Below are 12,500 nucleotides of genomic sequence, written 5' to 3' on the forward strand. Positions count from 1 at the left end.
CCAGGAGCCCCATGTCCGAGCCCTCCCATCCGCGCGACGGCGACTTCGAACTCGTCACCCTGCGCAACGGCCACCGCGCCGTGCGCCACCTGGGCCATGGCGAGGTCATGCACCCCGCTGTCGGCCCGTGGCAGGAGGCCCTGCGCCTCTACGTGGACCAGCCCGGCCTCGCGGACCGCCTGCGCAAGCCCGGACCGCCGCTCGTCATCCACGACGTGGGCCTGGGCGCCGCCACCAACGCCGTCGCCGCGCTCACCCGCGCCCGCGAGCTGGGCCCCCAGCGCGCCCGCGACCTGCACGTCGTCAGCTTCGAGGTGGACCTGGCCCCGCTGCGCCTGGCGCTCGCGGACGCGGAGGGCTTCCCGTTCCTCCAGCCGTTCCGCGAGGCCTGTGAGGGCCTCATGAAGCACGGCACCTGGTCCGAGCCCGGCATCCGGTGGGAGCTCAAGCTGGGGGACGCGGTGCCCTTCCTGGATGCGGCGCTGCCCCCGGCCGACCTCGTCTTCTTCGACCCGTTCTCACCCGCGTCCAACCCGGACATGTGGACCGAAGCGGTGCTCGCCCGGGTGCGCCGACACTGCCGGGAGGACGGGGAGGGCGCCCTGCTGATGACCTACAGCGCGGCCACGCCCACCCGCGTCACGCTGCTGCTCGCGGGGTTCTACGTGGGCGCCGGCGTGTCCACCGGCGCCAAGGGGGAGACCACCGTGGCCTCGACCCGCTACGAAACCCTGGCCGCCCCGCTGGGGACCCGGTGGCTGGAGCGCTGGGAGCGCTCGTCCTCCCGGGCCCCGCATGGGGCCACCCTCACGCCTGAGGTCGAGCGTCGCCTGCGGACCCATCCTCAGTGGCGCTGAGCGCCGTCTCGACGGGGGCCTCGCTCCAGCGCAGGTGGAACGTCGCCGCCGTGCCGTCGAACTCCTCCGGCAGCGCCACCACCCGCCAGCCCCCGCACAGCTGCACCGCGCGCGCCAGCAACCCCGCCGCGAACGTCGGCTGATCCGCCAGCACGTCGTTCATCCACAGCTCCAGCGACGTCGCGCCGCGCTCCACGATTTTGACTTCACTGAAGTTGTTGCCGGCGCGAAAGCCCACGTCCGCCCGCAGCAGCATCCGCCGGGGACCGGCCAGCCGGCCCACGCCCAGGAGGGCGCGGCCAAAGAAGGTGCCGAAGTAGGCGTCCATGAAGCGCTCGCCCAGGGAGTAGTACGCGGCCTCCGCGGGCACGCCGCCATAGACGTGGCCGGCCGCGATGCGCAGGAACTCCCGCCACTGTTCCAGCGAATACGTGCGTTCCAGCTTGCGGTCGAGGTCCAGCCCCGCCCGCTTCAGGTGCTCGCGGCACGCGGGCGTCAGGCGGTTCTCCAGCGCTCGGACGAAGAGCGCGTCGACGGTCTGGGCGAAGACAAGCTTCTCAGGATTCATGCGAAGCACCCTACACGAAGCCCCCCATGCGATGCTCCCCCACCTGTGTACTGACGTTCAGTGCCGCGCCCCCCGAGTGTCAGGAAGCTGGCGCGCGCCGCACCCTTCGTGAACTCCGGGTGTTTTCAGACCCCGCGCTGACGGCGCGCGCCACGAGCCCGCGCAGCCACTGGTGGGCGGGGTCGCCGTCGAAGCGCTCGTGCCAGACCTGGAGGATGTCGAAGGTCGGCACCGGGATGGGCGGGGGGAACACCTGGAGCGCGTACGCCTCGCGGAACGCGGCGATGAGGCGGCGGGGCGCGGTGAGGACGTAATCCGAGCGCGACACCGCCAGCGGGGCGATGAGGAAGTAGGGCACCCGCAGGGCGATGCGGCGCGGGGGCAGGCCGCGCCTGGCCAGGACCATGTCCACCGCGCCCACTCCGTCGCCGCGGGGGCTGATGAGGATGTGGGACAGCTTCAGGTAGGTGTCCAGGTCCAGCGTGCGGCGCACGGTGGGGTGGTCCTTGCGCACCACGCAGACGAAGTCCTCGGTGAGCAGCTTCTTCTGGCGAAGCCCCGGCCCGGCCTCCACCGGCGGCGAGACGACGGTCAGGTCCACGGCGCCCGTCTCCAGGAGCGCGGGGTAGGTGTGGCCGTCCACGTGCAGCACGGACAGGTCCACGCCGGGGGCCTCGCGGCCCAGCAGCTCCAGCGCGCCCGGCAGCAGCACGGTCCCGAAGTAGTCGCGAGTGGCCACGGTGAAGCGGCGCGACGCGGTGGCGGGTTCGAAGGGGGGCTCGTGGCGCAGGGCCCGCCGCAGCTCCGCCAGCCCCCGTTGCAGCGGCGCGGCCAGCTGCTGCGCGCGCGGCGTCAGCACCATGCCGCCCCGCCCCCGGATGAGGAGCGCGTCACCCAAGAGCTCCCGCAGCTGGGCGAGCGCATGGCTCATGGCGGACTGGGTGAGGCCCACGCGGGCGGCGGCGCGGGTGACGTGCGCCTCCTGGAGCAGCGCGTCCAGCGCCACCATCAGGTTCAGGTTGATGCCGGAGAGGTCGACCTCGGCGGGAAGCGGGGCCGGGGTTTCATGAGCGCGGCGCATGGGGACATGAATAGCATGCAGTGGCCTCATGCAGGGCGCGGGGGCACTGTTGCGCCATCTCGCTGTCGCCGGAGGCACCCCATGTCCATCGTCATCAACACCCCGAATGGCAACATCGGCCGTTCCCTCGTCCAGAAGCTGCTGAAGGCCGGCCACAAGGTCACGGTCATCTCCCGCACGCCGGAGAAGGTGGCGGACCTGGTGAAGCAGGGCGCGAAGTGGGTGCAGGGCTCCATCGACGCGCAGGCCACGCTGGACGCGGCACTCCCGGGCGCGGAGGCGCTGTTCTGGCTCACGCCGTCCGCGCCCCGTCCGGACTTCGTGGAGTGGGCCACGGCCACCGGGCGGATGGCCGCGGAGCGCGTGAAGGCGCACGGCGTGAAGCGCGTGGTGCTCATCTCCAGCGTCGGCGCGCAGAACGGGCCGGGGTCGGGGCCGGTGTCCTCGCTGAAGGCCATTGAAGAGGCCTTCCAGGCGGCGGCGCCCAACGTCGTCAGCCTGCGCGCGGGCTTCTTCATGGAGAACCTGCTGCGCGACGTGCAGGGCCTGGCGAAGACGGGCGCCATCTTCAGCCCGAACCCGGAGACGAAGCGCTTCCCGATGGTCGCGACGGCGGACATCGCGGCCAAGGCCGCCGGGTTCCTGACGGACGCGTCGTGGACGGGCCACCGCTACGTGGGCGTGCACGGCCCGCAGGACCTCACCTATCCGGAGGTCGCGAGCATCCTCACCCAGGTGCTGGGCCTGCCCGTGAAGTACGTGCGGGTGGGGCTGGAGGACGCGCGCAACAGCATGACGGGCGCGGGCATGCCCTCGTGGATGGCGGACAGCTTCGTGGAGATGTACGGCGCCATCCAGGACGGGCGCATGGACCCCGCGGAGCCGCGCTCGAAGGAGACGACCACGCCCACCACGCTGGCGGAGTTCGCCAGCACCGTGCTCAAGCCGGTGTTGGAGCAGGCGCGCGCGTCGTAAGGGGAACCCCGCGTCCGCCTGGCCGTCCGCCCGCGGAAACGGACGGGGGAACGTCCGCCACCCCGTCCTCTTCCTCCCGACTGGTGCACGATGGGGGCCGACCGGAGATTCACCCGGTACGGCCACCCCACCGAACACGAGCGCACCATGGACGAGCAACGCCCCGCCACGCCCCCGGCCCGGACGGACCCCTCCATCGACCTGCTTCACCAGCGCACGCGCCAGCCGCTGGAGGTCCTCTTCTCTCCCCGCAGCGTCGCGGTGGTGGGGGCGAGCGAGCGCCCCGGCAGCGTGGGCCGCACCGTCCTCTGGAACCTCATCAGCAGCCCGTTCGGCGGCACCGTCTATCCCGTCAACCCGCAGCGCCCCAACGTGCTGGGCATCAAGGCGTGGCCCTCCCTGCGCGCGCTGCCGGAGGCGGTGGACCTGGCCGTCATCGTCACCCCGGCGAAGTCCGTGCCGGCCGTCATCCGCGAGTGCGCGGAGGTCGGCGTCAAGGGCGCCATCATCATCTCCGCGGGCTTCAAGGAGACGGGCCCGGAGGGCGTGAAGCTGGAGCAGGAGGTGCTGCGCATCGCGCAGGCCGCGAACCTGCGCATCATCGGGCCCAACTGCCTGGGCGTGATGCGCCCCACGGGCGGCTTCAACGCCACCTTCGCCAAGGGCATGGCCCGCCCCGGCAACGTGGCCTTCATCAGCCAGTCCGGCGCGCTGCTCACCTCCATCCTGGACTGGAGCCTGCGCGAGGCCGTGGGCTTCAGCGCCTTCGTCTCCGTGGGCTCCATGCTGGACGTGGGCTGGGGAGACCTCATCGACTTCCTCGCGGATGATCCGATGACGCGCTCCATCCTGCTCTACATGGAGTCCATCGGCGACGCGCGCGCCTTCCTGTCCGCCGCGCGCGAGGTGGCGCTCACCAAGCCCATCATCGTCATCAAGGCCGGCCGCACCGCGCAGGCCGCGCAGGCCGCCGCGTCGCACACCGGCACGCTGGCCGGCAGCGACGAGGTGCTCTCCGCCGCCTTCCGCCGCGCGGGCGTGCTGCGCGTGGACTCCATCGAGGACCTCTTCCACATGGCGGAGGTGCTGGCCCGCCAGCCCCGGCCCTCCGGCCGCAGGCTCACGCTGCTCACCAACGCGGGCGGCCCCGCGGTGCTCGCCACGGACGCGCTGGTGTCCGGCGGCGGAGAGCTGGCCGTGCTGTCCGACGACACGCGCGCGCGGCTGGACGCCTTCCTGCCGCCGCCGTGGAGCCACGCCAACCCGGTGGACATCCTGGGAGACGCGGACGCGGAGCGCTACGCGAAGGCGCTGGAGACCACCGGCGCGGACCCCAACAGCGACGGCCTGCTCGTCATCCTCACCCCGCAGGACATGACGGAGCCCACCCAGACGGCGGACCGCCTCAAGGGCTACGCGAAGCTGCCCGGCAAGCCCGTGCTCGCGAGCTGGATGGGCGGCTCCGAAGTGGCCGCCGGCGAGCGCATCCTCAACGACGCGGGCATCCCGACCTTCGGCTACCCGGACACCGCGGCCCGGGTCTTCAACTACATGTGGCGCTACTCGGACAACATCGCCGGGCTCTATGAGACGCCCACGCTGGCGGAGGAGCCCACCGGCGGTGGCCGTGACGTGGCGCGCGCGCTGGTGGACGAGGCCCGCGCCGCCGGCCGCACCCTCCTGTCCGAGTACGAGTCCAAGCGCCTGCTGGCCGCCTACGGCATCCCCACCGTGGAGACGTGGCTGGCGACGAGCGAGGACGAGGCGGTGGAGAAGGCCCGCGCGCTGGGCTTCCCCGTGGTGCTCAAGCTGCACTCGCTCACGGTGACGCACAAGACGGACGTGGGCGGCGTGCGGCTGGACCTGCGCGACGAACCCCAGGTGCGGGAGGCCTTCCGCGCCATCCGCGACGCGCTCACGGAGCGGGGGCTGGCGGACGCGTTCGACGGCGTCACCGTGCAGCCCATGGCGAAGCTGGACGGCTACGAGCTGATTCTGGGCAGCAGCCTGGACGCGCAGTTCGGCCCGGTGCTGCTCTTTGGCGCGGGCGGCACGCTGGTGGAGGTGATGCAGGACCGGGCCCTGGGCCTGCCGCCCCTCAACACCACGCTGGCGCGCCGGATGATGGAGCGCACGCGCATCCACCACGCGCTCAAGGGCGTGCGCGGCCGGGCGCCCGTGGACCTGGGCGCGCTGGAGCGGCTGATGGTGCGCTTCAGCCAGTTGGTGGTGGAGCAGCCCTTCATCCGCGAGCTGGACATCAACCCGCTGCTCGTCTCCGCGGAGCGCATCATCGCGCTGGACGCGCGCGTGGTGCTGCACCCGCCGGACGTCACCGCCGCGTCGCTGCCGAAGCTCGCCATCGAACCGTACCCGCACCAGTACGCGCAGCTGCTCACGCTGAAGAACGGCGAGCAGCTGCTCGTGCGCCCCATCCGCCCGGAAGACGAGCCCGCCATGGGCCGCTTCCACCAGGCCCTGTCCGAACAGACGGTGTTCATGCGCTACGCGGGCCTGATGAAGCTCAGCCAGCGCGTGGCCCACGAGCGCCTGGCGCGCATCTGCTTCAACGACTACGCGCGGGAGATGGCGCTCGTCGCGGAGCGGCCGTCACCGGACGGGAAGGGTGGGGGAGAGATATTGGCGGTGGGCCGGCTCACGCGCCTGCGCGGCACGAAGGACGCGGAGTTCGCCATCACCGTCAGCGACAAGGCGCAGCGGCTGGGCCTGGGCACGGAGCTGCTCCGGCGGCTGGTGGACGTCGGCCGGGACTGGGGCCTGCGCCGCATCGTCGCGGACATCCTCACGCGCAACCGCGGCATGCAGGCCGTCAGCAAGAAGCTGGGGTTCACCCTCGTGGAACACGAGGAGCTGGCCCCGGACATGGTGAAGGCCGTGAAGGTGCTCAACGGCTGACCGTGCCCGGGGCCCTACTGCCTCACGGCACTACACGTCGTCGCAGGGCGTGCCCAGCCGCGCGCCCGTGTAGACGCCCAGCTCGTTGTAGATGAACGGCAGGTTCTCCCCTACCGGCACCGCGCGCAGCTTCTGGCGCTTGCTCTTGACCACCCAGAACGACGGCTCCTCGCGGTCCACCACGAGGCGCAGGTCGCCGCCCTGCGTGGAGAAGATCTCCCCCTGCGAGTCGGTGACGACGTTGAGCATCTTCTGCTGCTTCACCTGGCCGCGCTGGCCCGTGAAGATGCGGAAGCTCTTGTTGTCCGCGCCGATGCCGCGCTCCACCAGGTAGTACGTGCCCTTGTCGTCGCGCAGCAGCGCGTACGGCTGGAACTTCGTCGGGCTGGGCTGGTAGGCGGCCTTGCGCAGGAGCTCCTTCGCCTGATCCGCCGGCACCGGCTGCTGCGGCAGGCTCTTCTCACCGCAGCGCAGCGCGCACGTCTTGAAGTCGTCGCTCAGCTTCACGTCGGAGACGACCCGGTAGTCCATGCCGCGGAAGTTGTCGTTGGCCTTGGGGTTGAAGAAGCGGGGCTCGAAGAAGGCACCGTCCGTGGCGGTGGGATAGCCCACGGGCCGCACCTGCGTGAACGTCTTGCCGTCCCCGTAGTACAGGTCTCCGCCGTCGTGCTCCGGCGAGTGGGGGACGAGGACCGTGTAGTGGCCCTTGCCGTCCGCGCAGACCTTCGCGGACTCCAGCACCATGCGCTCACGCAGCTTCTGTTCCTTCCCCCAGGGGGGATCCAGCGCGAGCGCGGCTTGCGGGGCCAGGACGAGCCCCAGGGCGATGACCATGTGTCGAAGCGTCATGTCGGTGGGCTTTCGTTCTAGAGGGTGTCGGTGAAGTAGGTGGTGGCCGCGTCGGGCTGGACCTGGTCGCCGTCCGTCACAGCCCAGATGACCTTGCGCGCTTCCAGCTTCAGCGCGGCTTGCGCGTCCATGCGGCACTCCACCGTCTGGACCTTCTCCTGGACGGCGCGCTTGGCCTCGTCGGAGCGCTCGCACAGCTTCTGGAGCGTCTCCAGCGGGCGCGCGCAGTAGCTGCCGTAGGAGATGTCATTGAGCTGCTTGTCCGTGACGGAGTCCCAGGCCACGGTGGATGTCAGCTTGGAGCCGCACGCCTTGTTCGTCTCGGCGAGCGCCTCACCCAGCTGCGCCTCCGCCTGGTTCGTCCAGAACTTGCGGTCGAACGCGAGCAGCGCCTGGTACTTCTTGTCGCCCTCCAGGTCCTGGTAGCGCTCGAAGACCTTTTCCACCTTGAGCGCGCCCGTCTTCCCCGTGTCCGGCTTCAGGTGCGTGTAGCCCGTGTGGTTCACGTCGCTGAAGACGAGGTCCTCGTAGCCGCCCCGGTCCTCCACGGAGACGAAGCGCTGGCTGTGGCCGCGCCACTTCGTCCAGTACTCCGTCCGGCGCCGCTCCTCGCCCACCGACGCGACTAGCACCTGGCCGTCCAGCTCGCTCTTCGTGCCTTCGAACATCACCAGCGCCTTGTGCGCGTCACCGGGCTCCAGCCCGATGAGGGTGATCTTCTCGCCGGCCTCGTTGGAATACACCTTGCCGGTGACGGGCTTCGTGCCCGCCACGGCGCTGTCGGGCCGCACGCCCCGGGAACACCCCAGGGACAGCGCCACGACCCCCACTGCAAGTAGGACTCTCACGACGACTCCTTGAATTGAGGGCGCGCCCCCGCTCTGGAGCTTCCGCGCGCCCGGACGACCCTAGAGGTCGATATCGTACTGCGAACAGTATTGTCGGACCCTTGGACGTTCCGTTGCCGGGACCCGGGTCCATTGCGCCCGCGCATTCGCCAGGTCGTGCTGATGGCAGTACACGCGGGTGAGCAGCGAGAACGACAGGCCGGTAATCTTCGTGCGCTGGCTGCGCCGGATGTGACGCAACGCTTCCGACGAGTTCGACGCGTCCAGCGCCTTCTGCGCGGACGCCAGGTCCTCGCGCACGCTGTCCGGCATCGACTCCGGGACGCCGCCACCGCGCGGCGCCTTCGCCCGGGTCGTGACGGCGGGCGGGTCCGTGGGCTCCACGGCCGGCCGCTTCTCCTCGGGAGCCGTCGGCTGCGGCGGCTGGGCAGCCGGTTCCACCACGGGCGGCTTCTGCTCCACGGGCGGCGTCACGGCCGCGACGGGCGCCGCCGCGACGGGGGCCGTGGGCGCCGGCGGATTCGCCGCGACGAGGGTGGGCGGGGGCGTGGCCGCGCCCTTCCAGAAGAAGGCGACGGCGAACGCGATGATGACCGCCAGGCCCACGGCCACGGCCACCGGCCACTTCGGGCGGGGGCGGGACAGGGGCTGCGCGGGCAGGGAGGCGGTCTGTGGCCCGGTGGGGGAGGCCTCGTGGCCGGCGTGGGGGCGCATGCCCACCGTGGGGATGTGCTCCTCCTGATCCGGCGGGCGCGACGCGGGCGGCGGGGACGTGGGGGCGGAGGGGCGCGTGCGCTCGTGCTTCGCCTCCGCGAGCGTCTGGAGCGGGCTGCCCGTCAGCTCCAGGATGAAGCTGCCCACGTCCGGGTAGCGGTCCTCCGGCTTCTTCGCCATCGCGCGGGTGATGGCCGCCACCACGTGCGGCGGCGTGCCCGGTGCCAGCGAAAGGAGCGGCGGCGGCTCCAGGTGGACGATTTGATAGATGAGTTCCGCGATGTTGTCGCCGGAGTAGGGCGGCCGTCCGGCGAGCATCTCGTAGACGATGCAGCCGAACGCGAACAGGTCCGTGCGCGCGTCCACGTTGCTGTTCTGGCCCATGGCCTGCTCAGGGGCCATGTACTGCGGCGTCCCCATCAGCACCGAGTCCAGCGTCTGCACGGTGCGAGAGTCCACGAGCTTGGAGATGCCGAAGTCGAGCAGCTTCACGCGCTCGCCCACGACGCCGCCGGCCTCCGTGGGCACGAGGAACACGTTGCCCGGCTTCAGGTCGCGGTGCACCACGCCCGCGCGGTGCGCCGCCTGCAACGCCGCGCCCATCTGCCGCGCGATGGAGAGGACCTCCTCCAGCGGCAACTGCTTCTGCTTGCGCAGCCGGCGCGACAGGCCCTCGCCGCGCAGGTACTCCATCACCATGAAGGGCGTGCCGTCCTCCAGGGTGTCGAAGTCCAGCACCTCCACGATGTTCGGGTGCCCCAGCCGGGAGGCGATCTCCGCCTCGCGCCGGAAGCGCACCGCCACCTCTTCCGACAGCGCCTCCGCGCCGTGCAGCACCTTGATGGCGACCTGCTTGCCCGGCAGACGCAGGTGGCGGGCCAGGAACACCGCCCCCATGCCGCCCTTGCCCAGCACGGTGCCAATCTCATACGTGGCACGCAGGATCCGTCCCGTCGTCAACGGCTCGGACTGCACGGAGGTCGGTTCGGTGGGCTTTTGCATCGGCGGTCCGATTTCCTACTAAACCGGGCCGACACGATTGGAAAGCACCTGGGTCGAATCCTCCCCCACGGGTCATGCGCAGAGGCTCGGGCTCTCATGTTTTGAGAGCCCGAGCCGATTTCCAACCAGGGGTGGAGCGCGCTACGGCGTCGCGGGGGGCAGCACCAGTCCGGACTGGAGGTTCGTCGCCTCATCGAGGTGCGTCTGCACCGCCTGCCGCTCGGTGAGCAGCTCCTGCTGGAGGGCCGGGTTGGTGACCTGCGTCGTCAGCAGGCTGTCGCCGATGAAGGCGACGCGCGCGTGCGCGGCGGCCTGCGCGCTGATCAGCGCCAGGTCGCGCGCGGTGCCCGCGGGCGGCGCGTTCGGGCCGCTGAGCACCTCCATCATCTGCTGGACCTCCTGCTGCAACTGGAGGCTCAGCGCGGAGTCCTCGGGCACGATGCCCTCGGTCGCGAGCAGCGCATCCAGCCGTTGTTTGACGGCGGTGTGCTCCGTCTCCATCTTCTGGTTGAAGGCCTGGATGGCCGGGTCCGTGGAGAGCGGCGCGGCGTACTGGCCGAGCATCACCTCACCGGCGTTCGCCACCTGCAGGACGCGGGCGATCTGCGCGTCGGTGAGCGTGAGCAGCACGCCCGCGTCGGTCCCCGCGTCCGGGTTCTGCTGCGTTGCCTCCTGCGGGGTGGGGTTCTGCGAGTTGCTCCCGCACCCGTAGCCAAGCGCCAGCGCGCCCGCCAGCCCCGTCCCCACCCAGAATTTCGCTGTCCGCATGTTCAAACCCCCGTGAATGTCGCGGGGGCAGGATGGGGAGGACCTCCGTTCACGGCCATGCGCGACTCAGCCGTTGCCACTGTGCCCGGCTGCACAGGCCGGGCAGGCAGGAGGCTAGGTAACGCCAGTCCTGACGCTCCGGAATGACTCACGGCGTGTTTCACCGTTCCGCGTCATGACGCAGGAGGTGGGGTGTGGGGTGGAGACTGGATCTTTCTCATACATTGACAAAGGCATTGCGCCCCCGCGCATCGTTGACAGTGAAACACCCGATGGTGTTTCGTGTTTCAAGATGAACGGTTCACGGCGCGTCACTGTTCTCTCCCTGCACCGGGGTTCCGCGAGCATCGTTCGCGCCCTCGTGCCCCACTTCGATCTGCCTCCGGCGGAGCTCGCCGCGCGGCTGTTCCGCGCCCCCGCCGTGCTGGCGGGAGGGCTGCCCGAGGAGCTCGCCAGCAGCCTGTCGGAGGTGTTGGGCAACGCGGGCCTGCGCGTGGTCGTGGAGCCGGATGACGCGCCCCTTCCTCCACCCGCCGCGCGGACCTACGACGTGGCGCTGTACCTGCGGGACGGCGGGCGCTTCCGCGACGTCTGCACGGAGCTGGCCGCCGTCCTGGGGTGTCCCCTGACGGACGCCGCCGCGGCGCTCTGCGCCACGCCTCCCACGGTGCTCGGCTCCGTCTCCCAGGCCACCGTGGACGCGCTCCAGGAGCGCTTCTCTCCGCTGGGCGCTGAGGTGGACGCCAGCCACCCGCCCACGGCCCTCTATGACGTCTTCTCCACGGACACGGCCAGCCTCTCGGTGATCCGCCCGGTGCTGGAGTCGCAGGGCGTGACTCCGGCGGCGGTCCCCCTGGTGGCCCGGGACCTGTCGCACGAACAGGCGGAGCGCGTGTGGAGGGAGCTGGGCCCGCGGGGTGGGGTGCGGCTGTTGGACCATGCCTTCCAGCGGTTCGACGTGAGCCTCCTCGAGGCCCCCGCGGACGCTGGCTTCACGGAGCTGCTGGTGCGTGAGACGGGCATGCCGCTGGCGCTGGTGCCCAAGGTGCTCAAGCGTCTGCCGGTGGTGCTGCACACGGGGCTGTCGCGCGCGGACGTGGTGGCGCGCACCGCCCCGCTGGAGGCCGCGGGCGCGAAGCTGGCCGTGCAGCTCATCAACTTCCGCAGCTTCCGCCTGACGGTGGAGGACTCGAAGGACCCCGCCGGGGCCGCGGAGCTGCTGTCCACGGCGCTGGGCCTGCCCGCCAACGAGACGCGCACCGCGCTCTCCCGGCTGCCGCACACCTTCCATCCCGCGGTGGGGGACACGCGCGCGCGCTGGCTCGTCGCGGAGCTGCGGGCGCGTGGCACGCGGACCTCCCTGGTGTCGCATTGAGCGTCCCGGCGCTGCACTTCCGCGTGGCCGAACAGGGCAAGGTGTTCGCGCTGGCCGGCCGGCATGACGAGGCGCTGCGCCACTACCGCGAAGCGCTGCGGCTGGCCGCGCTCCAGGGCGGCTCCGACGTCTGCCAGCGTCACTATGCGTGGTGCGTGCTCGAGTCGCTGGAGCGCTCGGGGGCCCACGAGGCCGTCATCTCCTTCTGCCTGCGCGTGGAGGCCCACTACCAGCAACAGCCTCCCACGAGCGAGCTGGCCCTCCAGGACCTGGCCGCGCACCACGAGCGGCACGGGCTGGCGCTGGCGAAGCTGGGGCGCCTGTCCGAGGCGCGCACCCGGCTGGAGTCCGCGGTGGCGCTGGCTGGCGCGGGGCGCCTCCCGCTGTCGGAGCGGGTGCTGGGGTGGACGCGCGCCGGGCTGCACGTGGACGCGCGCCGCATCACGCTGGAGCAGGACCGTCACGCCTACTGGGTCGTCCGGCCCGACACCGTTCGTCCCGACGTCGCTGTCGCACTTCCTCCCGTTGCCTCACCACTGGGGTAGAC

At 71.3% G+C, this 12,500-nt stretch carries 11 protein-coding genes; 5 read left to right on the plus strand and 6 right to left on the minus strand.

What is annotated here, in order from left to right; translation table 11 throughout:
• The first annotated feature begins 11 nt into the window (after positions 1-11).
• Complete coding sequence (locus AABA78_RS30230; RefSeq protein WP_338268449.1) at positions 12-857, plus strand: tRNA (5-methylaminomethyl-2-thiouridine)(34)-methyltransferase MnmD; 846 nt, start codon at positions 12-14, stop codon at positions 855-857.
• On the opposite strand, the gene AABA78_RS30235 is transcribed toward AABA78_RS30230, so the two are convergent.
• Both AABA78_RS30235 and AABA78_RS30240 read right to left on the minus strand, forming a co-directional pair.
• The gene (locus AABA78_RS30235; RefSeq protein ID WP_171411951.1) at positions 808-1,425 is read right to left on the minus strand and encodes a DUF2378 family protein; all 618 of its coding nucleotides are present in this window, start codon (positions 1,423-1,425) and stop codon (positions 808-810) included. The two genes, AABA78_RS30230 and AABA78_RS30235, sit on opposite strands and share 50 nt — an antisense overlap.
• A gap of 79 nt (positions 1,426-1,504) precedes the next feature.
• On the minus strand, positions 1,505-2,506 hold the full coding sequence (locus tag AABA78_RS30240) for a LysR family transcriptional regulator (RefSeq protein ID WP_338268452.1): 1,002 nt from the start codon (positions 2,504-2,506) through the stop codon (positions 1,505-1,507).
• 81 nt (positions 2,507-2,587) lie between these two features.
• Between AABA78_RS30240 and AABA78_RS30245 the strand changes: the two genes are divergently transcribed.
• Entirely contained in the window at positions 2,588-3,481 is an 894-nt protein-coding gene (locus AABA78_RS30245; RefSeq protein WP_338268454.1) for an NmrA family NAD(P)-binding protein, read from the plus strand.
• 147 nt (positions 3,482-3,628) lie between these two features.
• Positions 3,629-6,397 (plus strand): bifunctional acetate--CoA ligase family protein/GNAT family N-acetyltransferase, encoded by a 2,769-nt coding sequence (locus tag AABA78_RS30250; protein ID WP_338268456.1) that lies wholly within the window; start codon positions 3,629-3,631, stop codon positions 6,395-6,397.
• Between the two features lie 30 nt (positions 6,398-6,427).
• On the opposite strand, the gene AABA78_RS30255 is transcribed toward AABA78_RS30250, so the two are convergent.
• The 4 genes from AABA78_RS30255 to AABA78_RS30270 all read right to left on the minus strand — a co-directional run bounded on the left by AABA78_RS30255 (position 6,428) and on the right by AABA78_RS30270 (position 10,578).
• Positions 6,428-7,246, minus strand: a complete 819-nt coding sequence (locus tag AABA78_RS30255) for a hypothetical protein (RefSeq protein WP_338268458.1) — start codon at positions 7,244-7,246, stop codon at positions 6,428-6,430.
• Positions 7,247-7,263: 17 nt separating this feature from the next.
• Entirely contained in the window at positions 7,264-8,094 is an 831-nt protein-coding gene (locus AABA78_RS30260) for a hypothetical protein (protein ID WP_338268460.1), read from the minus strand.
• A 60-nt stretch (positions 8,095-8,154) separates the two neighbouring features.
• Complete coding sequence (locus tag AABA78_RS30265) at positions 8,155-9,810, minus strand: serine/threonine-protein kinase (RefSeq protein ID WP_338268462.1); 1,656 nt, start codon at positions 9,808-9,810, stop codon at positions 8,155-8,157.
• 141 nt (positions 9,811-9,951) lie between these two features.
• Complete coding sequence (locus AABA78_RS30270) at positions 9,952-10,578, minus strand: DUF4142 domain-containing protein (protein WP_338268464.1); 627 nt, start codon at positions 10,576-10,578, stop codon at positions 9,952-9,954.
• Between the two features lie 361 nt (positions 10,579-10,939).
• On the opposite strand from AABA78_RS30270, the gene AABA78_RS30275 reads away from it, so the two are divergent.
• Both AABA78_RS30275 and AABA78_RS30280 read left to right on the plus strand, forming a co-directional pair.
• Positions 10,940-11,953: a hypothetical protein gene (locus tag AABA78_RS30275; RefSeq protein ID WP_338268466.1), complete on the plus strand. Its 1,014-nt coding sequence runs from the start codon at positions 10,940-10,942 to the stop codon at positions 11,951-11,953.
• On the plus strand, positions 11,950-12,498 hold the full coding sequence (locus AABA78_RS30280; RefSeq protein WP_171421598.1) for a peptidylprolyl isomerase: 549 nt from the start codon (positions 11,950-11,952) through the stop codon (positions 12,496-12,498). Before AABA78_RS30275 ends, AABA78_RS30280 begins: the two co-directional genes overlap by 4 nt.
• The last annotated feature ends 2 nt before the right edge of the window (positions 12,499-12,500 follow it).

The sequence above is a fragment of the Corallococcus caeni genome (genome assembly GCF_036245865.1).
Classification (GTDB): domain Bacteria; phylum Myxococcota; class Myxococcia; order Myxococcales; family Myxococcaceae; genus Corallococcus; species Corallococcus caeni.